We start from the raw sequence: 21,578 nt of genomic DNA, 5'->3' as shown, positions 1-21,578 counted from the left end.
GATCGTGATCACGCCCCTGCCCCGATAAACCACCTCATCTGCTACCTGGAAGATGAGGGTGGGAAGTGGGCGCTTGAGAGTGTTTCTCGAACTGTGTGATGCAGATTAAGGCGCTCACTTTCGCCTGCTCCATACCCTGTCATGCAACGTCATCCCGACCAACATCGCGATGACGAACAATACTGTCTGAGGAATGCCCCCCGACAGAGACGCAACCGCCGGACCGGGACAAAGCCCCCCTATGCCCCAGCCCAAGCCGAACAAGGCAGAGCCAATGACCAATGGCGCATCAATCCTCTGGTTTGTCGGGACATGGAAACTGTCATCAAAGATCGGATGTTTCATGTGTTTCATCACTTGCACACCGACAAAAGCGATGACGACTGCCCCACCGAGAACAAATGCCAGGCTTGGGTCCCAAGCGCCGAAGATATCCAGAAACCCCTGGACCCGAGCCGGATTCAGCATGCCTGACAGGGACAGACCGAAACCGAAGACGACGCCGGAAGCGAGAGCCGCACCAAATTGATAGATATTCCGGTTCATAATCCGAAACCTCGCAGAATTGCGACGGCAAGCACTCCCGCTGTCAAAAAAATTACAACTGCCACAACAGAGCGCGGAGACAGGCGAGCAAGTCCCAAGACGCCATGGCCACTGGTACAGCCAGATCCCATACGCGAGCCAAATCCAACGAGCAGTCCAGCAACAATGACCAATGACCAATCCGAGGTAATCTCCACAACAGGCCATCCGCCGAACACTAGCAGATAAACGATCGGCCCCAATAGTAACCCCAGCACAAACGCTAGATTGGTGGTCAAGCCGATCCCTTGCACAAGACGCCCGACAATTCCGCTGATCCCTGCAATGCGACCATTGAGAAGCAAAAGCGTAACGGCAGACATACCGATCAGCATGCCTCCGAGTAAAGATGGCAGGTAGCTGCTCATACCAATTCCTTCCGGCAGAAAATGTCGAAAAGGGCGGCAACCAACTGCGCGGCCTTCTCTTCCGTCAAGCGATAGAATATCTGTTTCCCCTCGCGGCGTGTCTCGACGATCCCCGAGCCACGCAGCACCGTCAAATGCTGTGACAAATGAGGCTGATGCACATCCACCTTCTCTTCCAGTTCACCCACCGAGTACTCCCCCTCCACAAGGTTGCAAACGATCATCAGACGTGCCGGATGAGACAACGTCTTTAATAGCTCCGCAACTTCTCCGGCTCGACCGACCATCTCCGCCGGAGAAAGCCCGGCCCTGATCATCTTCCTCAGATCGGCACTCATTCCCACACCGCTCCTTGAAAGGCATCTATCGGAAATTTGAGGTAACGTTTACCGTTGGCTTCAGGCTCGGGCAGCTGACCGCCGCGAATGTTTACCTGCAAGGCATGTAGGATGAGCTTCGGCATTGGTAGTGTTTTGTCGCGCTTCGTCCGCAGCTCTATGAACTCATCTTCACTCACACCAAAGAGATGCCGGTTGGTTTTTTTCTGCTGAGCAATCGTGCTTTCCCAACGAGGGGTTCGGCCGTCCGGCTGATAGTCATGTCCTGTGAATATCCGTGTCTTATCCGGAAGTGCTAGAATATCCTGGATCGACTTCCACAATGCCCGCGCATTGCCACCTGGAAAATCAGCTCGCGCCGTGCCGCCATCAGGCATGAAAACCGTGTCATGCACAAAGGCAGCATCGCCAATCACATAAGTGACAGAGGCAAGCGTATGTCCGGGAGAGAACAGAACGGTCGCCTCGATAGAGCCGATCTCGAACGTGTCACCATGGGCGAACAGCCGGTCCCATTGCGATCCGTCAGTGGCAAGTTCGGGCCAGTTGTAGATCACTTTCCACAGTTTCTGGACATCGACAACGCACTCGCCGATTGCCGTCCGGGCGCCCGTCTTCACCCTCATATAATGGGCGGCCGAGAAGTGGTCAGCATGGGGATGGGTGTCGAGGATCCAATCAACAGTCAGATCGTTATCGCGAACATAATCGAGAATTGCATCGGCATTGATGGTTGCCGTCGATCCGGACTTCTCGTCGAAGTCAAGAACAGGGTCTATGATGGCACACTTGCGGGTCGTGGGATCGGTCACCACGTACTGGACACTTGAGGTTCGCTTGTCAAAAAAACCCCGCACTTGTGGTCGGTGCGTGGCCTGTTGCTTGAGCCAGCCTACCGCACTGCTGGTATCGAACCCACGATTCCGCCCGAACACGGCGACCTCACCATCGGACATCCGTCCGTCAAGAGCCTCGCCAATCAGGTAGAGGTTGAGCGAGTGCGTACCGTCTTTGCAATGTGCAAGAACAGGTCCATCCGATTCAGCTACAGCTCTTTGAAACGCTCTTACATCCGCTTCAGTCATTGTATCGACCGTGACCGGAATGAATGCGTAGGAAAGGCCCTGATCCATTGCTTCGCGTCGTTCCGTATTAGCTGAAAGTCTCGTAGGGTCATCATCATCATTGGGCCGGTTATTGATGAGTGTCCTGAACCCTCTGCCGCGCAGCGATTTTATTCCCTGCATAGTTGGCTGAGGCGATATCGACAATTTCTCGGATATTGCGTTGATAAGCATTTGCACGCTCCATAAACCCATCATTATATACTTTAATATATTATATAATGACGGGTTTCAAGAGCCGACCAGCAATTTCAGCTGTGAAAGCAAACCGAATTATCGCACAAGAGATGGAGCAGCGTCAGCACGCTCAGGCAAGCTGACGACCCACGTAAAAGCAAAATAGCTATCTGGACAGCCGCCCAAACCATCAACAGCGTCGATTTTGAACCAAGCTCCAGCTGCTCGAATAGTATTGCGAGGGAGCGCTGCCGCATCCACTTTACTGCGCGGTTAATTTCGGCGAACGCAGGTTGTTCTCTGGCATATGTCAATGCCAATGCGCACGTTATTGACGCGCTACGCCCTCCCGACCATCGAGAATGCGGTCGACAATACCCCATTCCAAAGCTTCTTCTGCGGTCATAAATCGATCGCGATCCATCCCACGTTCAAATTCTTCATAGGAACGTCCACAATGCTCGGCATAAAGTCGCGTCATGCGCTGCTTGATCTTCAGAGTTTCTTCGGCATGAATGATTATGTCCGAAGCTTGTCCCTGAAAACCACCGGAAGGCTGATGGATGAGTATACTGGCATTAGGCAAAGCGAACCTTTTACCGGGCTCACCTGCCATGAGAAGAAATGAACCCATGGACCGAGCTGTGCCCATGCAAAGCGTATGAACCGGCGCGCGAATAAAGCGCATCGTGTCATAGATCGCGAACCCACTCGTGACGACGCCGCCGGGCGAGTTTATATAAAGATTGATGGGTTTCCCTGGGTTCTCGGCCTCAAGAAATAGGAGTTGAGCACAGACCAGAGAGGAAACGGTGTCGTTAACCTCTCCATTGAGGAAAATGATGCGTTCACGCAAAAGACGCGAGTAGATATCAAAAGACCGTTCCCCGCTGCTTGATTGCTCAACGACCATAGGGACAAGCTGCATCGCTTCGCTCATAGGCGAACTCCACTCTTCAGAAAATTAAGGTTTAAATCTGCCGGTTCAGGCAGCGAGCATAAGTATGGGGCTGTTGCTATTGGCAGCAGGTTTCGCCGTCCGATGAAGCCTCTCGTCAGTCAACTTATGAATAATGCTGAGACGAGTGCCTCCCATCGCATTCGGTACAATCATAAATGTCACTGTACTTTCAAGGAAAGGTGGACTTTCTTCGCGCAGTCGATAGCTAACTTCCTCGTCTGGAGTTATCGAAACCGGATCAGGATTGGCCAAAGTATCATTCGGCAGCCAGACATCCCTGAATTCTGGAATACTGATCGCCCGCCACACCTTCTGTAGCGGCTCGTCCACATCAAACTCCAACCTGACGTCGCTTTGCTCCATACTGGTCTTTTCAAGATTCATTGGTCCATATCCTTCAACAAACCTCTGAGAGCTTCAACGCGTTGTGGCCAGTAAGTGCGATATTTCCCGAGCCATTGCGCGATTAAAGCCAGCCCTTCCGGATCGACTTCATAGTTCACAAATCGTCCTTGACGTTCTTCCTTAATGAGCCCCGCTCCTCGCAGAACAGAAAGGTGCTGCGACATTGCGGGCTGGCTGATCTCCATGCCATCACGTAACGCGCTGGCATTTTTGCCGCCCGTTGCCAGCTTCTCGAAGATTGCCCGGCGGGTTGGATCCGCCAAAGCTCGGAAAATTTCCTGTTCTATCATGCATACACATAAGCATACACTTATGCGATTCGCAAGTGGGTTTTGGGGAGTGCTATTGTAGCTCTGATCAATGCGCGTAACTTCCGGCCTCATATACGACGGAGTATCAACACAATTGGCACCCCAACAAACAGGCATCTACAAACGAAATTCGGCTGACGTTCAGTGATCTGTTTGTTCTTGAGTCTGATTAACAGAGATAAGACCGGGCCAGTAAGCAGCACTGCCTTGAGGACGGGCGCCGAAGATAGCCTGGCCGACGCGAACAACATCCGCTCCTTCTTCTATCGCTGTTTCAAAATCTCCCGACATGCCCATAGAAAGACGGGTCATGTCCGGCTGTATGGAAAGCACCTGATCACGCAGATCCCTTAGCAGACGGAAGCAAGTTCTAACCCGCTCGGTATCGGCGCTGAATATTGCGAGGGTCATAAGGCCCTGTGGCTTAAGGTGTGGGAATTCGCCGAGCCGCCTGACGAAGGGGGCCAATTCATCAGGATGAAGTCCATATTTGCTATCCTCGGCCGAGGTGTTGACCTGTATGAAAACGTCCAGATCGCGGCCTTTGCTTGAGAGGTGTTTATTCAGCTCCTCTGCCAGCCTGATGCTATCCAGAGCATGAAACTCCCGTGCAAAGCGGACAAGATATTTAACCTTGTTGGTCTGGAGATGACCGATAATACTCCAGCGGATATCAAGATCGGAAAGAGAGGCATGCTTGTCGCGAGCCTCCTGAATCTTGTTTTCTCCGAAATCCGAAATTCCGGCCGTATGTGCCAGACGCAGGATATGGGCAGGAACCGTTTTCGTCACAGGGAGCAGCCGCACGCTCTCCGGATCTCGACCAGCGCGGCGAGCGGCATCGGCGATACGCTGCTTCACCCGCGTGAGGCTTTCAGCAAACGACGTCACGGGGTCAGTTCCGAAGCGCTCAATGTCCGCCGGTGAGAGTTCGGTTTCAACGGTAGCCGGTCTCACAGAATTTTCCGGGACGAGAAGCCTGTCGGCTGTTGCTTCCATGACTAACACCCTTGGCACAAAACAGGTGAGCCGCGTCAGCGAGGAGCGGCCAGCATTTAGTCAAAGCTTAGCAGTTTATTGGCCCGTTTTATCCATCCACTTTGAACGTCCCAAGCAGACCAATTGGATTTTCATATGCGCGTACTGATAGGAACGGCAGTGGCAGAAAAGCAGATTTGTTACAAAGAGAACGCGAGGGTAACCGAGCTACGCTAACGAGCGGAACGCTTTCGCCAGTTTCACCACAGCGGCTTCAAGTTCTGCAGGAGTATAAGCTGCGAACCCCATCAGGAAGCCTGATTTGGCATTATCCGTCGCGTGCAAGCTTGTAAGCCCCATCAGGTCAATGCCAACACGACGTGCCGCATCAATCGCGGCGGTTTCAGGTAGATTACAGGTCAAAATACAGGGCAGTTGCAAACCGCCGATCGGCACCCGAGGCTCAACAAACTCCGACAAATGCTTATTCACAAGCGAAGCAAGTGCTTCCAACCGGTTGGCATATACGCTCCGCATCGTACGCACGTAGGCCCCGAAGTGCCCGTTTTCCATAAATCTCGCGAGGGTATGTTGAGTGATCGTCGCGTTATGACCGTCCAACAGGGTTCTTGCAACAGTCATTGGCTTTACAAGCTGCGGTGGCAAAACTGCGTAGCCGATCCGCAGGCCTGGGAAGAGAGATTTGGTAAAGGTGCCGATGTAGATCGTCCGATTATGAGGGTCCAGCCCTTGGACACAAGCAGTTGGTTTACCGGCATAATGGAACTCGCTGTCATAATCGTCTTCTATGATCCATGCCTGATAGCGCGATGCCCACTCGATTAACGCGAGCCGCCTATCAAGTGCGAGCGTGGCGCCGGTAGGAAACTGGTGGGACGGGGTTAGAAAAATAGCCTTGGCCTGTCGCGGTGCATCCATGACCTGGTCCACCAATATGCCCTGTTGATCCAGTCGAACGGGTACGCTAACCAGCCCCGCCGCATCGAAAGCCTTGCGGGCACCATGATAGACCGGATCCTCTATGAAAATGCTATCTCCGTGATCGAGCAACATAGTCGCGCATAGTGTCATTGCTTGCTGCGAACTGGTCAGAACGAGTACCCGGTCGGCTGTGGCCCGTGCACCGCGTTCCAGGTTAACGTAGTCGGCAATGGCGCGTCGAAGCGGTTCGACGCCTTGAGGATCACCTTGCTGAAGTGCTTCAGTCCCGATTTCCTTGAGAACCTGCCGCTCGAGACGCTCCCAAAGCTGAAGTGGGAAAGACCGCGTTTCTGGAACTCCGTGGGTGAACGGCCGTAACGAAAGCATATTACGCACGCCACCGCTTTGAAACATGGCCGCGCCGCGCTTACTCAGGTTTGCTTCCAGATCCCTTAGTGGAGCCTCCCGGGCGTATCGTCGTTGTCCCGGTTTGAACTCCATCATCTCTGCAACGAAGCTGCCGCTGCCAACTCTTCGCTCTATGAACCCCTCCGCATGAAGCTGTGCATAGGCTGCTTCGATCGTGTCTCGCGAGACGCCGAGCGATTTCGCCAGTGCGCGTGAAGCAGGCAACGGCTTTCCGGAACCGAGCGCCCCATCAAGGATAAGTTGTCTGATGGAACGCTGAATTCGCGCATGGAGCGGCATGGATGCGTGAGCAGGATGTTCCAGCCAGGCTTTAACAGACTCGAGTTGTGAGTGTTTGAACATGGGCCGCTCCTAGGCAAGCTCTCTCAGCATGAGCAGCGCACCTGACAGAAACAGAAGCCAGATCAGCATCCAGCGAAATTGGTGGTCGGTTAAGCGTCGGAAAACTGCGATGCCGATTTGCGAAGAAATGAGCGTAGCTGGAAAAGCTACCGCGATAAAAATCAATGTTTGAGACGAGTAATAGCCTTGAAAGGCATAAACCAGCGCGGTGATTAACAGCACAAGGAAATTGAAGGGTTGCAGAACAGCCCGCGTCTCACTCTTTGACCATGGCCGCATCGCACACCACATCGTCGGCAGTGCTCCCGAAAGTGATGCTGCGCCACCGAGCACCCCGCTGAAGAATCCAACTGTGATATCAGTGACAGGTGTTGAACGGGTGATCTCGGGAAGTGAGCGGCGTATAACGAAAAATGCTCCGTAGAAAAGCATGAACGCTGCTATGGTTATTTTTAGAGTGCCTGCATCAATGTAGCGCAACGCCGAGACCCCGAGAGGGATGGCGATAACGGCCGGCAGCAGGAAACGCACCAGCCTCTTACGAGCAGGCCAGAGGTTTTCGCGGATGGCCCACAGCCCTTGCCCACCACTGATAACGGACATCGCTGCAGCGATCGCGACAGCTTGCCAAGGCGGCAGGACCTGCAACCAGATACCGAGCGATAGCAGAGCTGTCCCGAATCCAGCCAGTCCGTTGATGAAGCCGCCGGCTGCTGCCCCGACGAGCAGTGAGACGGTAAGTTCAAACGTCACGTGTGCGTCCGCCGATTGAATGGGCAAAGATCGGCGTAGCCATCGGGAAAATCGAAGAATTGTTTTTGCTCAATTGGTCTGGCTCTCTTTTCGTAAGTGGCGGGGAAACTCAGGCCATTAATCCGCTAATAGTCAAGACATAATTGTCAACCAGCGCATGTTTTCAGGAGACTCTCCCGCGATGCCGAGTAAATCCATCCAATCCAGGTTCAGACTTAACGACCTGACCAATCCCGTTGTGGCAGGATTTATTTCGGTCATCGTCAATTATGGCGGAACGTTCATTCTTGTTTTCCAGGCGGCAAAGATTGCAGGTCTCAGTCCTGAACTGACAGCGTCATGGGTTTGGTCGGTTTCAATCGGAGTCGGTATCACGGGACTCGTCCTGAGCTGGCGCTATAAAGAGCCGATCATCACTGCCTGGTCGACGCCAGCCGCAGCATTTCTTGTGACTGCCCTCGCGACGACGCCCTACGCCGAGGCTGTAGGTGCCTACATGATCTCAGCAGCCGCCTTTGTGCTTTTGGGTCTGTCCGGATGTTTCGACAAGCTCATCCGTCTCATCCCTGTGGGAATCGCGTCTGGCCTTCTTGCTGGTATTTTGCTTCAGTTCGGGATCGGAGCCTTTGGTGGAGCTTCGGTCGACCCTTTACTCGTCGGATTGCTTGTCATGGCCTATCTGTGCCTGAAGCGGTTTTCCGCTCGTTATGCCGTCTTGGGCATTCTGGTACTCGGGCTGATATTCTTGCTCGGACAAGGCAGAGTAGATTTGTCTCAACTTGAACTCAGGTTCGCCACGCCAGTTTTCACGATGCCTGAATTTTCACTAAATGCTCTTCTCAGCGTGGCCCTACCGTTGTTCCTCATTACTCTCACTGGCCAGTATATGCCCGGCATGTTGGTGCTGCGCAATGACGGTTATAATACGAGTGCTAATCCGATCGTGACGACAACGGGGTTGGGATCCCTGATCATGGCACCGTTCGGCTCCCACGCCTTCAACGTGGCTGCGATCACGGCAGCTATTGTGACCGGACGCGAAGCACATGAAGACCCCTCAAAGCGCTGGATAGGAGGGATCGCCGCAGGCTTATTCTACATCATCGTCGGCGTGTTCGGCGTCACACTCGCTGCTGTTTTCATGGCCTTTCCCGCGACATTCATCACGACACTGGCGGGACTGGCTCTTCTTGGCACAATTGGTGGCAGCCTTGCCAATGCCATGGCTGACCCGAAGACCCGCGAGGCTGCACTGATCACCTTCTTAGCCTCCGCCGCGAACATCAAAATATTGGGGATTGGCGGAGCATTCTGGGGATTGGTGATTGGACTGATTGCCTATGCGGTCTTGAATGGCTCAATGCCATACAAACGCACTAAACCCGTTAACAGCCAATTGTCTCCCGGTGAATGATCTACGAGCGTGCCGCAAGACTTGACGTACGCATCTCCCTTTACAGCACGAGCGCGGAGTATTCCGCACTCGACCCTTCGTCACCTATTCTACGGATCAATACGAAGAGTGGACTTGCCCTGATTCAGTGGAGAGCTTCTGGCACTAATTTTCGGTTCATGGTTTCGAACTGGCCCGGCGATTTATAGCCGAGTGCGGAATGTTTACGCACGGGATTATAGAAGCCGTCAATGTATTCGCCAAAGACTTTGATCGCATCATTTCTGGTCTGGAATACAGTGCGCCAGATCAGTTCCGAATTGATCGTCTTGAAGACGGTTTCCACCATTGCATTATCATAGCAATTTCCTTTGCTGCTCATGGGTGGAAGCATTTTGTAAGCTTCGAGAATTCTGCGGTACTTATAACTGGCATATTGGCTTTCCTTGTTCGAATGCTGCATCAGCCCCGGCTTTGGTTGCCGGATTGCAATAGCCTTCTTCAAACCACCTATCGCCAGATCCCTTTTCATTCGGTCCCTCGCTTCTCAGCCGATAATGCGACGCGAATAAAGAGCGACAACGATTGCCAGATACAGCCAGCCTTCTGCGGTCCATATGTAGCTGATGTCTACACCCCATTTCTGATCTGGTCAGTCACAAATGAAGTTCTGATCCAGAAGATTTGAAGCGCGTCTTCTGTCGAGCGGGCGACGACTGGGCAAACGATGCTTCCATGCATAGTAACCGCTGATGCTGACACCTGCAAAGTCGCACAAACGCGACTGAGACATATGGGCCTTCTCCGTGCCGATGAAAGCAAATTTCATCGACTTGTCTCCTGAGCGAAGAAGGCCGTCGCTTTTTTAGGAGATCACGGTCCTGTCGCAGAAGTTCGTTTTCTTTACGAAGCCGGGCAAGCTCTTGGCTCATGTCCTCATGCGGACCAGAAAGCAAATCTTTCTCAGCAAAATTGCGCCGCCAACGGTCAAGCGTTGATCTGTCAATACCAGGATCGTCTGCAACCGATGAAATGCTTCGACCACTCGTTGTTAAAATACGAACGGCTTCCCGTTTGAAATCTTCTGTAAATTCTCGCTTCTTCAGCTCGAAGTCTCCTGTCAGTTTTATCTAACAGAAACCCTCCACTTTTGAAGGGGAAATTCACCCACTGGCTATCCAAGACACGAGAAAGCAGGTTCCCTTTGTGTATCTCTTTTGCGATCTGCCCCGTAGGGACAGCTACAGGATTATGGTTCTGAAAATGGTCCACTGCTGACTGTTTTTATATGCAATGAGCCAAGCTATATCCTCAAGCCTTAGGATGAGGCTGACTTCAAGGGTCGTTTCGGTTTCAGTGCTTTGTCAGAAATGAAACGCGATTCCCAAAATTGGGCCTTTTTGTACGACATCGTAAACAAAACCATCATGGTCGTAATCAACACCGAGTGCACGATAGCCCACAACTGCCGATAGGTTATCCCTAAACTGATAGCCGAATGTTCCCGCGACATCCCAATCAATCTTTGCCTGACCCGCGCCGACGACACCCCAACCACTGAAATAAAGACTATCCGTGAGGAAATACTTTCCCCTAATGCCCGTGACCGCATCAACCCATGCCGCACTGTCACGCCCGCTATGACCATCGAACACACCGCCGTCAAATGAGAGTTCCGTGCTCGCATACCAGAGGCGCCCTCCTGCCACCACATCGAGACGGCTCCGCTCTTCTTCAAGAAGGGTATAACCGCCACCAAAGAAACCGGAAAACGTTTCAGATGTAATATCGACGCTGTTGCTCAATATCCCGTAAGGGGTCTGGCCGCTTGTCGATATTTTTGTGTATATGATGTCACTGAAAAAACTATAACGATCATAATGCCCCTCGATGAGGCCCATGAATGAGAAGTCGAGTTCTTTGAAGAGACTACCGAAGTCGGATTTCATTTTTGCGGGTGGCAGACCAAATTGGCCCACAGTACCGCTAACGCCAGCCGCCCAGAAATAAGGACTTGCACTAAAACGCCATCCATCCGGTTTGACCTCTTGTCCTGCGGGCTCGGACACGACAGGCGCTAAGGGGATATCCGCAGCAACGGCCATATACTGGTTGCCAATCAAAGCACTCATGGAAATTGCGATTATTCTATAGTGATGCATTGTCCCCTCTAAAATCTCTCTCCGGTGATCAAGGGTTTGGATAGACGCCTATCATTGAGATGACAGCACTTCTGCCTCCACAGCACAGTCCACCGTCGGGGTGTCCGCAATTTCCAGTTCTTTGCGAGCCGCTTGAATATCCGCAAGGAATTCAGCATTGCCATGCAGTCTGGCAACCGTTGCCGCGCCCATAATGCGCCCCGCATCGACGTCACTTTGCCAGTGCGCATTACAGATCACTCGGCTTTGTCCAAACGACAATCCACGCTTGAACAGATCATCTGCGCGCTTTGGATTGACTTCCGCCAGTGTGAGTGCCCACGCCCAGCCCGCAGCCGTATGCCCCGACGGATAAGATCCATCCTTACGCAACACATCTTCTTCGTCTGGCTGACATGTACCTTCATTGTGCACAACAAACGGGCGCGTTCGGTTATACTCGTTTTTGATGCCGTAGGTTGAAAGCCCTGCATCCGTGAGCACGTGTTGCATCAAATGATAGAGATGCGGTGTTTTGTCTTCGCTGATGTCCACACCCATGGCGCAAGAGAAATTCTTCGCAGGTTGTGGGAATTGCAAATCGGCATCCATCCGCGCCAAATCCCAGCGGGCGCTACCCCGCAATACTATTGTCGCATCTCTTGCAGCCTCATCACGCGCCAGCGCGGCACTTCCAGCCGCTGGAGGTGGGCCGAGCAGAACCAGACTGTTGGGAAGCTCACTCGATTGCAGATAGCCCGGAGCAAGTTGAAAATGCGGATCGCTAACCTTCGGCCCAACAGTATTTTCTGCCACGGCGGAACTCGCAACCTGCCCACACAATACGACTGTGCTGATTAATCCAGTGCGCAAGATATTTGAAAACATTCCAGTACGCCTCGCAACAGATTCTGACTGTTCATACGCGGATGTCGGTCATAGTTTTGCTGTGAGCACATGGGGCAACAAACATCTCGCGAGCACACGAACGATCGGATCGTAAGAACCGATAAATTACTTCGAGTATCGCAGCTCCACCGCACATTCTTACAGTTTTTAAAGCCGGCGATTACTCGTTTAGACGCGGCTTGGCCTCGGGAAATTTCCATTCGCCACTAACAACTGATTGATCTGGTCGATAAAGTCGAACCGTATAGTTCCAGCCATCGACGATCGGCAAACAGTTTGGGATTTTTCCGTCGCAACCGCCAAATTGCGCCGTCACAGATCCGTCTGCATTTTTTGTCGCTGTGAGATTATTGATCGAATAGGCATTGTAATCGTTTTTCTCGAAGAAACCTGCGGCGTTGTAAACGCTGATCGACCAGAAGGCTTTCACAGGTACATTCTTCGGAACATCAAGGATGTAGACTGTTTTACCGTCATTCTTTTCCGGCGTAAAACTCGGGTACATGGCATCTTTATCCGGAATTCCACCCCATCCGGAGGCCGTACCAATTAAGTGCCGGATCGGATCAACCTTGCCACGCGCGCCAAAAGAACCGTGATACGATGTCTGGTGCTTTGCCAGCGAGAGCAGCGCATTCCGGACATCCGTAAGGCTCTCTTCATCCCAGTTTGGGAGATCAAGTTTGCCCGGATTCTTCTGGCTAACCTTTATAGCGTCTTGAAGCTTGTGAACCTCAGCAAGATCCTTCGGATCGTTGGGATCAACGAGTGAGCGGATAGCAACAAACGCATATCGCGTGCCAACGGCTTGCTCTGTCAGCGTGACCGGCTTGGTTCCATAGGCGACAATTGGCAGATAGTGATCCTGATCAACAACCATCATCGACATGTAACGCGTGCCTGTATCAGGCATCGATAAGGTTACTGGGCCGCTGGCGAGATCAAATACGCCAAACGAGTAAAGCGTATCCCGGTTCATTCGAATGACGGTTTGCTTATCAATCGCTACCGGTTCGCGGGAGTGCTGAAATTTTCCCAGCACACCTATGGTTTCAGCATTCGCCGCGAGGTAACGATCCGTCTCGGCGCGAACGAAATTGTCAACCGTGACCGGTATTTTGCGGTCTGAGTTCTTAGCATATGCTCCACTGGACAATAGTACAGACGCAACCGTGAGACTAATCCCGATCAAGCGAAACATGCGTACCCCCTTTTCATCAGTATGACTGATGAACACGTGTAACTCCGCGAAGCGGAATAAAGTTTACCTTACCGACCAGTTCCTGATCGGCAGACAAATTCCAATCACGTCGTTTCTAGCAAAGGCAGAACATGCGTCTTGCCATTTTGTGCCAAGTTGCTTCCGGTAACAATATTTCTTGCAATCAGGTGGACAGGCGTTGACTGCTATCATCTTGCAACGCCAGTTTGCTGCGTCCGTTCTACGTTGATCTTTCCCACAACGGCTCAGATCAACAATGATATGCGGTGAGCGGCGCACTCTTCACAGTCGCGACTGTTCACGAAACTGGCGCGGTGCAACACCAGCAATCCGGCGAAATGCTCGCGTGAAATGGGCCGGGTCAGAATAACCAGCCGCAAACGCGATATCTATAATCTTGGAATCTGTATCACGCAGTAAGGTGCTTGAGCGTTCAAACCTCACAGCATCAAGGATATCTGAGTATACAAAATCAACATTAGCCAGCTTACGTTGAAAAGTACGTGTACTGACACCCGCCATCTCCGCAATCTCAGCGAGTGTAGGAACACCTCCATCAAGATAAGACGGCAACATCAGTTTGAGAAGTTCCACGATATCATAACCTGAAGGTCCATCTTCCAGGTCTGGTGCGAAATTAAACGATACAGTCGAACGGTTGGACAGACTTAAACAAGAGATCGGTATGCTGATCCATGAGGCGTGCTGCCCTGACAGGAAGCGCACATTCGGCCAGAAAGTGTGCGTTGCTTCACTCGGCATATAATGGGCTTCAAATGCCATTGTTGACGGCGTCCAGTTAGGACCAGTAAATTGCCTGACGATGTAGATCGAGAAAATATTCTGAAGCCACTGCGCATGCTCAAGATTTTGAAACTCTTTTGTTATTGCGAGCTTGCTGCAAACCCGTACGTGATCCTTATCGTGTTCGATCCACATACTCAGGATAGTATCCTCCCGCAAAGCTTCGTTGCAGGCATGCCGCAACGCTACAAGCAATGTCGGAGAGTGAGCGATCAATGCTCTGGTTTTCTCCCGCAGATGAGAAAAATGTAGCCGCTGACTGGCCAGAAAGCCAAAATCTTTAATTCCCTGAGAGTTCTGCGCAGATTCAATAAACCGGATTGCCGGCAATACCGGAACATAGAGATCGCTTTTTGTCTCAAGAGAAACCGGGAGCCGGGCTTTCTCCAAAAGCGATTCCGTTGGGGCGCCCCACTCATCAAGTAAGCCCACAAAAGGAAGAAGAAACTGGCTACGTGTTAAAGGGATGCTGGCCATTGGATATCTTCTTCATCACCTGACTGTTGCTTGTCTTGCAAGAGTTTCGGCATAAATACAATGGCTATATTTTCGGTGTGAAGACTATTGATACATGATGAACGCCAGACCGGCGACGACGAAGATTCCGCCCAGCCATGCTCCCGCGGCGGGCCGCTGTCCTGTTCGTAGCCAAAGCAGTGGTAAAATGATAACCGGCGTCGTAGCGGAAATCGTCGAGACCACACCTGTTTCCCCGCCCGAAAGTGCAAAGAGCAACAACGTCATTCCCATGGCGAGCGCCAGAAAGCCGGACAAGGCCGTCACAGCGGTTACCTGCCGTGTCAGCGGGTTACGCGGGCGAAAAGCCGCGACCGGAACCATGGAGATCAGGCTAAGGCAACATGCCGCCGTCCCCACCCGCAGGAGTGAAGCCAAAAATGGATCAATGCCGGTTTGCATAACCGGTCGCACAATGATTGATCCGATTGCCTGCCCGAGTGCAGCAAGTAAGCCGAACAATAAGCCGGCAAGCAGAGAGCCTTTCACTGTTTCCCACGGGTGCGTCTGTGTGCGGCGGTTGCTGAAAAATATCGCCAGACAGACACCCAAAATGGTCAGAGCAATGCCTATAACAATTGAAGCAGTCAGTTTCTCACCCAGAACCGCCCATCCGAGAACGGCTGCAATAGGGGCATTCATCGCAAACAGAATTCCGGAGCGGCGCGGCCCTAACCGGTTTAAGGTCACAAAGAGGATTGTGTCCCCCAGGAAGATGCCAATAAAGCCCGACAGGATGAGCGGAAACGCATTACCTGAGTTTATCTGTTGCCATGTTCCGGTTGCTATCACATACACGATCAGCAAGCAGCTGACGAATATCTGGCGTACCTGATTGAAGGTCAGAGCACCCAGATGGCCAGCAGGTCCGGCAGAGATAAGGCCAGTGAGTGCCCAGCAGACCGCAGCCCCTAAAGCTGCCAACTCATAAATAGGCATTAGAGCCCCTCAGCAAATCCGCGGATCCTGACTTCGATTCTGGAGACAAGCCCCGTTCCCAACCTCCCCGCAGCTCCTACCTGACCTTGAATTTGTTGGCAATGAAACTCAATTGCTGTCTGATATCTTAGTAATGCACCGGAAATATTACTATTAGTTGTTGACGTATTAGAACTAGCTTGTAATCTGCGATGAGAAATGTTCAGGCTGCTTGATCGGGGACGTCATGCAGCCATTCGGCTATCTATCGTAATTTCATGGGGAGGTCGCCCGCGTGCGACCGTGGGCTTAAAGGCCGGGGGGATAACTTGCTCAGACTGCAAGAGGCTGTCATCGCACTCACACGTGCGCATATTTCCAACACTCGTCAAAACACCACCATCTTTTCACATCGCCTGGCGCTGTTTCTATGCACAGCTGCGGTGTTACCCGGTCTTGGCATGTCATCATCCAAGGCCGCTCCTGCACTCCAGTCTACATGGCAGGGAACGGTAAGCAGTGACTGGTCCAACCCACTCAATTGGTCAGATGGACTGCCCAATGCGTCGATGTTTGTAGCTCTCATCGATCCGTCGCGCTCTAACCTGACGCAGATCGGCAGTGGAACGGCAGCTGTCGCGGATAAACTTTACATTGATCAAGGCAATCAGCTAACGGTCGACAATGGTGGCTCGCTCACGGTATCGAACTTCCTTTCCATTTCAGTGAGCACCAGCGCAACGCCCCCCTCAGGCATGATGTCAATAAATGCTGGTGGGCGCGTTGAGACAAATGGCCTGTATATTGGTGACGGGCGGAATTTCGGCTCCGCGACGGTGACTGGCCCTGGTGCCACACTGACCGTTAATCTCAGCCGTCCAGACATCGCGCAAAACCGGTTCGTCGTCGGAGCCTGGGGCGATGGAGTGCTATTTGTCAACAATGGCGCCACTGTTAATGCAGGTGGTACCGGTTTGATCGAGGTGGGTGCCGATTACAATAACCGATTGTCGACAGGAGTAATCAGTATCGGTTCCGGCGGACTTTCAGGGACGATCAATGCATCCGAAATCCGCTTTCAAACTGCAACTTCGTGGATCGGTGCGGATTTCACCGACGCAATGATACTCAACCCCAAGATCACTGGTTCTGGTTATCTCGTCAAGAATGGCACTGGCACGCTGACGCTGGAAGGCATGAACACCTATAGCGGCATCACGGAGATCAAAGAGGGGACATTGGCACTCTCAGGTCAGGGTCGCATTAACAATTCCTCCGCCGTCATTGTTGATGGTATATTCGATGTTTCGGCGGCAGCTTCGGCGCAGATCAACAACCTCTCTGGATCAGGATCCGTGGTACTGGGCAGCCAAGCCTTGCTCATCAGCAATGCCGCTGGAACCTTTAGCGGCGATATTTCGGGCGCGGGCGGCATCAATATCAGCAGCGGCGTACAAGTCCTGTCCGGCAATAATAATTTTTCGGGCGGAGCCGGTATTTCACAAGGCGCCCGCCTTCAGATCGGCGACGGTGGCACATCTGGCTCGATTGTAAGCAATGTGACCAATTACGGCACACTGACTTTCAACCGCAGCGATGAGCTGACCTATGCCGGGATCGTCACTGGCCCGGGTGCTTTCGAACTACTGGGCAGCGGCAAGTTGACTCTGACGGGGACGAGCAGTTCAAGTGGCAATGTAAAGATCGCGGGCGGTAGCACACTGCAACTGGGTAACGGCGGCACAACTGGTCTGATCGGCGGCACCAATTTTCCTGGAACCATAACAAATGAAGGCACACTCATTTACGACCGTTCTAATGCCCTGACTTGGCGCGGTAAATATAACGGAACGGGCGAGATCATTCAGGCCGGTTCAGGATCATTGCTGCTGACTGGCGACAGCTCTGCCTTTGCTGGCAACACGACGGTTAAGAACGGACAGTTGATTGTCGGCAACAGCCAGGGAGCTGGAAAGCTTGGTGGGAATCTTCTGGTTCTGAACGGTGCAACATTGGGTGGGTCCGGCGCGGTCGGTTCGGGCACCGGATCCGAGATTACCATATCCTCAGGCGGTACACTATCTGCCGGCAATTCAATTGGTGCCCTTACCATTAATGGCAATCTCAAACTTGCCGCGGGATCGAATATTGAAACAGAGATTGCCGGGGATGGACGGGCAGATCTGGTCAACGTGACCGGCACTGCGGGTATTGCGGGCAGCAATTTATATGTCACCACGATTGACCCGGAAACCAGCTATCAGGATGGAAAGACATATCGGGTATTAACGGCCGATAACGGAATTAGCGGAGAATTTTCCACTGCAGTGTCCCGCTCGGCATTTTTAGACTTTGCATTGGCTTATAATTCCAACAGCGTTGATCTCAAGATAGCTCTCAATAACGGTGGAATTGATCCTGGTAAACCTGAACCCAATCCACTGTTTACCACAGTTGCAGGTACTTCTAATCAGTTTGCAACTGCGGCGGCACTTGATACTCTGGCTCAAACCGGATCTTCGCTTGCACTCTATAATGACCTCCTGATGCTAACCGCCGAGGAAGCAAGGCACGGTTTCGACAATCTTTCAGGCGAAGCCTATGCGTCAGCTTCAGGCGTACTGATTGATCAGTCTCAGTTCGTACGCGGTGTCATGGGCAGCCGCTTACAACAGGCTTTTGGCGGGGCGCCCGCTGCTCCAATCGAACAGCTTTCATTCTTTGCAGCGCCGCGGCGCGTATCTTCTGAAGCTATCGATTATGTATCACCGTCAAGCCTTGCGCCGAAGCAGACACCCTATACCGTATGGGGTAATGCTTACGGTACCTGGGGTAATCAAGACGGAAACGGCAATACCGATGATATCAAATCATCAGTCGGCGGTTTTGTAAGCGGGATAGATTCGGTCGTTCTGGACACATGGCGTATAGGCGTCCTGGCAGGATATAGTCATTCGAGCTTCCATTCGAACGACCGTTCCTCGTCTGGAAATAGCGACAATTACACTCTGGGAACTTACGCTGGTTCGCAGTGGGTGGTTTCCAATAATGCAGCACTGAATTTGCGTTCGGGTCTATCCTATACCTGGCATAATCTGTCGATGAACCGCAGTATCGCCTTTCCGGGGATGAAGGATAGCTTGAGCAGTGATTACGATGCATCCACGCTGCAGCTCTTCGGCGAAGTAGGCTATCAGGTCAAAATGAGCCGCGCGGTCTTTGAACCTTATGCCAATCTCGCTTTTGTGCGCTTCAAAAGCGATGGCTTTGATGAAGACGGACTGACTGCAGCTGCACTGTCAGTAAACTCAGCAACAACGAACACCAGTTTCAGTACGTTAGGCTTGCGTGCTTCGACGGATCTGCAAATAGGCAATACTGCGGTCGTAGCTCGTGGGGATATTGGCTGGCGTCATGCATATGGCGATGTGATACCGGTTTCGACTGCAAGCTTTGTAGGATCTGATGCTTTCAATGTCTCCGGCACCCCAATTGCCAAGGATGTTGCTTTGATAGAAGCAGGCTTTGATGTTCCTCTTAACGAAGCTTCCAAAGTAGGAATTTCCTATAATGGTCAATTTGGCTCGGGCGCAGTCCAGAACGGTTTGAACGCGCGGTTCAGTGTAGCATTCTGATCTGTTTAATGAGCGAAGTTTGATCGCTGGACTTAGTAAAAGTCCAGCGATCATCCTATTATTTCTCAGAAGCAGGATTCAGAGTTGAACTTAGTTCTCGCGCGATCAAGAATTCCAGTGCTGCAAACATTGGGTAGATTTCCCCATCCTCTTTCCGTTAGAACAGAATGGTCGAGCAGTAGTTTCTCTACTTCACGCAGTTTCAGATGAAGCGGCTGCCCGTCGGTGAGTATTTTTCTAAAAACTTACTCGCTGAACTTCATGCTCTTCGGCAATCCACATACTCAAGTGCTCTTCTAACAACGGCTTTGAACCGGACTATAGAAAGCGACGAGGATTAGCGGCCATATAAAATGTATTGATAAGCGTATTAATATCGAACACAGGCAAGCCGGATTCCGCTGCGACGTAGGAGGAAAACGGGCACATATTGGTGCACTCAAATAGAATTGCGCCCGGATTATTGCAACTCGCCATGAACTGACGCGTCATCTCGAGCATTTCTTCCTTCAGCACTTCCGTGTCGAGATAATCACGACCTTCAATATAAGTCTGAGGAAATTCAGCATTCTGCTTCATGCCCTGCACCTGGACCGGGATAACCTCGGATGACCAGCCGACGCCCTTGAAATGTGCGTCGTTCATGTGATGCGCGCGTTCGGTAAAGACACCGATCACTTTGCCGGGTGCCAGCATCGCGTGAATGATCGGCGCTTGCATAAGTGATGAAGTGAAGACTGGAATATTGACTGCAGCAGCTATGTCTTTCTGAAACGGCCCAAGAAAGCCACAGCTTGTGGTGATGGCGCGTACGCCCTCTGCTTCGAGTTCGCGTGCCGCGTCGATAAACGGTTCGATTAGTTTCGGATCAGGATTGTTGCCCATGATGCGGGTGGCATGAGCACCCTTCACTGTCTTATAACGAACGGGAAAATCATAAGACAGAGCATTGCCAATATCACCAGCTGGACGAGGGAAAATCGTGTCCAGCATAAGTACACCAATCTGCTGGCCATAGTTGGTGTAGCCACCTTTGAGCATCATCGTATCATTCCTCTGAAATTGGTTACTAGTGACCGAACCGAGCCGGCGAGAAAGCGCGAGCGCTTTCTGAAGACACATTGTTAATCGCTTCGAGAACCATATCGGCAGTCTTGGGTGCTGCAGCGATCCCGATATGACCATGGCCGAAAGCTGCGATAACTCCGGAATAGCGTGCAAATTGGCCTATAATCGGAACTCCGTCCGCAGGTGATGGCCGATGCCCCATCCAAAATTTGAGATGCTGAAAATCCTGCTTTGTCAGATTGGGATAACTCGCCAGAGCGTGTTTTAACAGTACTTCTGAACGTCGCCAGTCCGGTGCTTTTTCCACTGTTGCCAGTTCAACCTGACCTGAAAGCCGCAATCCCATATTGGTGGGCGTATTGCCCATTCGCCCTGTGCTCGGCATGATCGGTATATCGAAGGGCAGTTTGCTCATCGGCAGGGTTACGTGATAGCCGCGCTCACTTTGCATCGGCACATACATGCCAAGATCACGCATAATGCGCCCTGAATGAATGCCTGCTGCAAGCACAACATGATCAGCAGCAACACTCTCATTGTCATCGAAGACGACTCGTGGGGAAACCCCACTGAGAACTCTTACAACATTCTTGCGGATGAACTGAACGCCCGCTGTTTCGGCTTGTGCAGCAATCCCGGAAACGTAAGTACCTGTATCAAGACAATGTGCGCCTTCCGTCACATGAATGGCAAAACGAAAATTACTTCCAAGCGCCGGGACACGTTCGCGTAGTTCTGCTTCCTGCCATTCGTTGAATAGAACGCCGTTGTCGCGACGCAATTGCCAGCTGAGAGCCTCAGCCTCAAAAGCAGAACGATCAGGATAAGCGTAAAGCAACCCCTTCTGCACAATGAGATGCCCCTGCCCAGTCTTCTTCGCAAGATCGAGATGCCTTTGGGGGCCATCATTGAGCAACCAGTTGAGCTTGGCTGCAGTTTTCGTCACACGCGATTTCGTTGCTCCTGCAAGCAAAAACCGCATGAGCCACGGCGCCAGTCTTGGTACAGATCTCCAGTCAAGTGTTAGCGGCCCGTTGCGATCAAGCAGAAAGCCTGGAACCTGTCGCCAAAGACCCGGCATGCTCATTGGAATAATGGAAGCAGGGCTGATCCAGCCACCATTGCCATAGCTCGCACTTTGCTGGCCGCCCGGCTCTGAACCATCACATAGTGTTACCTTAAGGCCAGCCTCAGCCAGTCGCAATGCGGTGGTGGAGCCGATAATACCAGCCCCGACGACAATAACATTGCCCGTCATG

At 52.1% G+C, this 21,578-nt stretch carries 19 protein-coding genes and 1 pseudogene; 2 read left to right on the top strand and 18 right to left on the bottom strand.

Translation table 11 applies throughout. The features are described 5' to 3' along the window. Positions 1–114: 114 nt before the first annotated feature. The 10 genes from CEV32_RS05665 to CEV32_RS05620 form a co-directional block, all read right to left on the bottom strand. Positions 115–546: a YeeE/YedE family protein gene (locus tag CEV32_RS05665; protein WP_094575003.1), complete on the bottom strand. Its 432-nt coding sequence runs from the start codon at positions 544–546 to the stop codon at positions 115–117. Next, entirely contained in the window at positions 543–953 is a 411-nt protein-coding gene (locus CEV32_RS05660) for a YeeE/YedE family protein (RefSeq protein WP_094575001.1), read from the bottom strand. Before CEV32_RS05660 ends, CEV32_RS05665 begins: the two co-directional genes overlap by 4 nt. Continuing rightward, a complete protein-coding gene (gene bigR, locus CEV32_RS05655; RefSeq protein WP_167382749.1) occupies positions 950–1,291 on the bottom strand; it encodes a sulfite-sensing transcriptional repressor BigR in 342 nt (113 codons plus the stop codon). The genes CEV32_RS05660 and bigR overlap by 4 nt, the downstream gene beginning before the upstream one ends. Continuing rightward, positions 1,288–2,589 carry a bifunctional sulfur transferase/dioxygenase Blh gene (blh, locus tag CEV32_RS05650; protein WP_094574997.1) on the bottom strand — a complete coding sequence of 434 codons (1,302 nt, stop codon included), beginning with the start codon at positions 2,587–2,589 and terminating at the stop codon, positions 1,288–1,290. Before blh ends, bigR begins: the two co-directional genes overlap by 4 nt. Before the next feature lie 331 nt (positions 2,590–2,920). Further along, complete coding sequence (locus CEV32_RS05645) at positions 2,921–3,532, bottom strand: ATP-dependent Clp protease proteolytic subunit (RefSeq protein ID WP_094574995.1); 612 nt, start codon at positions 3,530–3,532, stop codon at positions 2,921–2,923. Between the two features lie 45 nt (positions 3,533–3,577). After that, positions 3,578–3,937 carry an SRPBCC family protein gene (locus tag CEV32_RS05640; protein WP_094574993.1) on the bottom strand — a complete coding sequence of 120 codons (360 nt, stop codon included), beginning with the start codon at positions 3,935–3,937 and terminating at the stop codon, positions 3,578–3,580. Further along, positions 3,934–4,248, bottom strand: coding sequence for an ArsR/SmtB family transcription factor (locus tag CEV32_RS05635; RefSeq protein ID WP_094574991.1), 315 nt, complete (start codon positions 4,246–4,248; stop codon positions 3,934–3,936). The genes CEV32_RS05640 and CEV32_RS05635 overlap by 4 nt, the downstream gene beginning before the upstream one ends. Positions 4,249–4,410: 162 nt before the next feature. Next, positions 4,411–5,268: a YggS family pyridoxal phosphate-dependent enzyme gene (locus tag CEV32_RS05630; protein WP_094574989.1), complete on the bottom strand. Its 858-nt coding sequence runs from the start codon at positions 5,266–5,268 to the stop codon at positions 4,411–4,413. A 207-nt stretch (positions 5,269–5,475) separates the two neighbouring features. Further along, positions 5,476–6,960, bottom strand: coding sequence for a MocR-like pyridoxine biosynthesis transcription factor PdxR (gene pdxR, locus CEV32_RS05625; RefSeq protein WP_094574987.1), 1,485 nt, complete (start codon positions 6,958–6,960; stop codon positions 5,476–5,478). A 9-nt stretch (positions 6,961–6,969) separates the two neighbouring features. Then, entirely contained in the window at positions 6,970–7,713 is a 744-nt protein-coding gene (locus tag CEV32_RS05620) for a sulfite exporter TauE/SafE family protein (RefSeq protein ID WP_094574985.1), read from the bottom strand. Between the two features lie 181 nt (positions 7,714–7,894). On the opposite strand from CEV32_RS05620, the gene CEV32_RS05615 reads away from it, so the two are divergent. Continuing rightward, on the top strand, positions 7,895–9,127 hold the full coding sequence (locus CEV32_RS05615) for a benzoate/H(+) symporter BenE family transporter (RefSeq protein ID WP_094574983.1): 1,233 nt from the start codon (positions 7,895–7,897) through the stop codon (positions 9,125–9,127). A gap of 124 nt (positions 9,128–9,251) precedes the next feature. Here the strand turns inward: CEV32_RS05615 and CEV32_RS05610 are convergent. The 6 genes and pseudogenes from CEV32_RS05610 to CEV32_RS05585 all read right to left on the bottom strand — a co-directional run bounded on the left by CEV32_RS05610 (position 9,252) and on the right by CEV32_RS05585 (position 15,637). Then, positions 9,252–10,212 (bottom strand): annotated as a pseudogene (locus CEV32_RS05610) (IS3 family transposase). Between the two features lie 258 nt (positions 10,213–10,470). Further along, positions 10,471–11,268, bottom strand: coding sequence for a hypothetical protein (locus CEV32_RS05605; protein ID WP_094574981.1), 798 nt, complete (start codon positions 11,266–11,268; stop codon positions 10,471–10,473). A 51-nt stretch (positions 11,269–11,319) separates the two neighbouring features. After that, positions 11,320–12,063, bottom strand: a complete 744-nt coding sequence (locus tag CEV32_RS05600) for an acid phosphatase (protein WP_235818735.1) — start codon at positions 12,061–12,063, stop codon at positions 11,320–11,322. Positions 12,064–12,316: 253 nt separating this feature from the next. After that, complete coding sequence (locus CEV32_RS05595; protein ID WP_094574976.1) at positions 12,317–13,357, bottom strand: DUF1254 domain-containing protein; 1,041 nt, start codon at positions 13,355–13,357, stop codon at positions 12,317–12,319. 303 nt (positions 13,358–13,660) lie between these two features. Beyond that, positions 13,661–14,659: an AraC family transcriptional regulator gene (locus CEV32_RS05590; protein WP_094574971.1), complete on the bottom strand. Its 999-nt coding sequence runs from the start codon at positions 14,657–14,659 to the stop codon at positions 13,661–13,663. A gap of 84 nt (positions 14,660–14,743) precedes the next feature. Continuing rightward, positions 14,744–15,637, bottom strand: a complete 894-nt coding sequence (locus CEV32_RS05585) for a DMT family transporter (RefSeq protein WP_094574968.1) — start codon at positions 15,635–15,637, stop codon at positions 14,744–14,746. 308 nt (positions 15,638–15,945) lie between these two features. Here CEV32_RS05585 and CEV32_RS05580 point away from each other — a divergent pair, with 308 nt between their 5' ends. After that, entirely contained in the window at positions 15,946–19,251 is a 3,306-nt protein-coding gene (locus tag CEV32_RS05580; RefSeq protein WP_235818734.1) for an autotransporter outer membrane beta-barrel domain-containing protein, read from the top strand. A gap of 318 nt (positions 19,252–19,569) precedes the next feature. On the opposite strand, the gene CEV32_RS05575 is transcribed toward CEV32_RS05580, so the two are convergent. Next, on the bottom strand, positions 19,570–20,295 hold the full coding sequence (locus tag CEV32_RS05575) for an aspartate/glutamate racemase family protein (RefSeq protein ID WP_094574964.1): 726 nt from the start codon (positions 20,293–20,295) through the stop codon (positions 19,570–19,572). A gap of 25 nt (positions 20,296–20,320) precedes the next feature. Then, a complete protein-coding gene (locus CEV32_RS05570; protein ID WP_094574959.1) occupies positions 20,321–21,577 on the bottom strand; it encodes an NAD(P)/FAD-dependent oxidoreductase in 1,257 nt (418 codons plus the stop codon). Position 21,578 lies beyond the last annotated feature (1 nt).

The organism is Brucella rhizosphaerae, assembly GCF_002252475.1.
Lineage (GTDB): Bacteria > Pseudomonadota > Alphaproteobacteria > Rhizobiales > Rhizobiaceae > Brucella > Brucella rhizosphaerae.
Note: the sequence above shows the minus strand (reverse complement) of the source record. Positions and strands in the feature narration are given on the sequence as shown.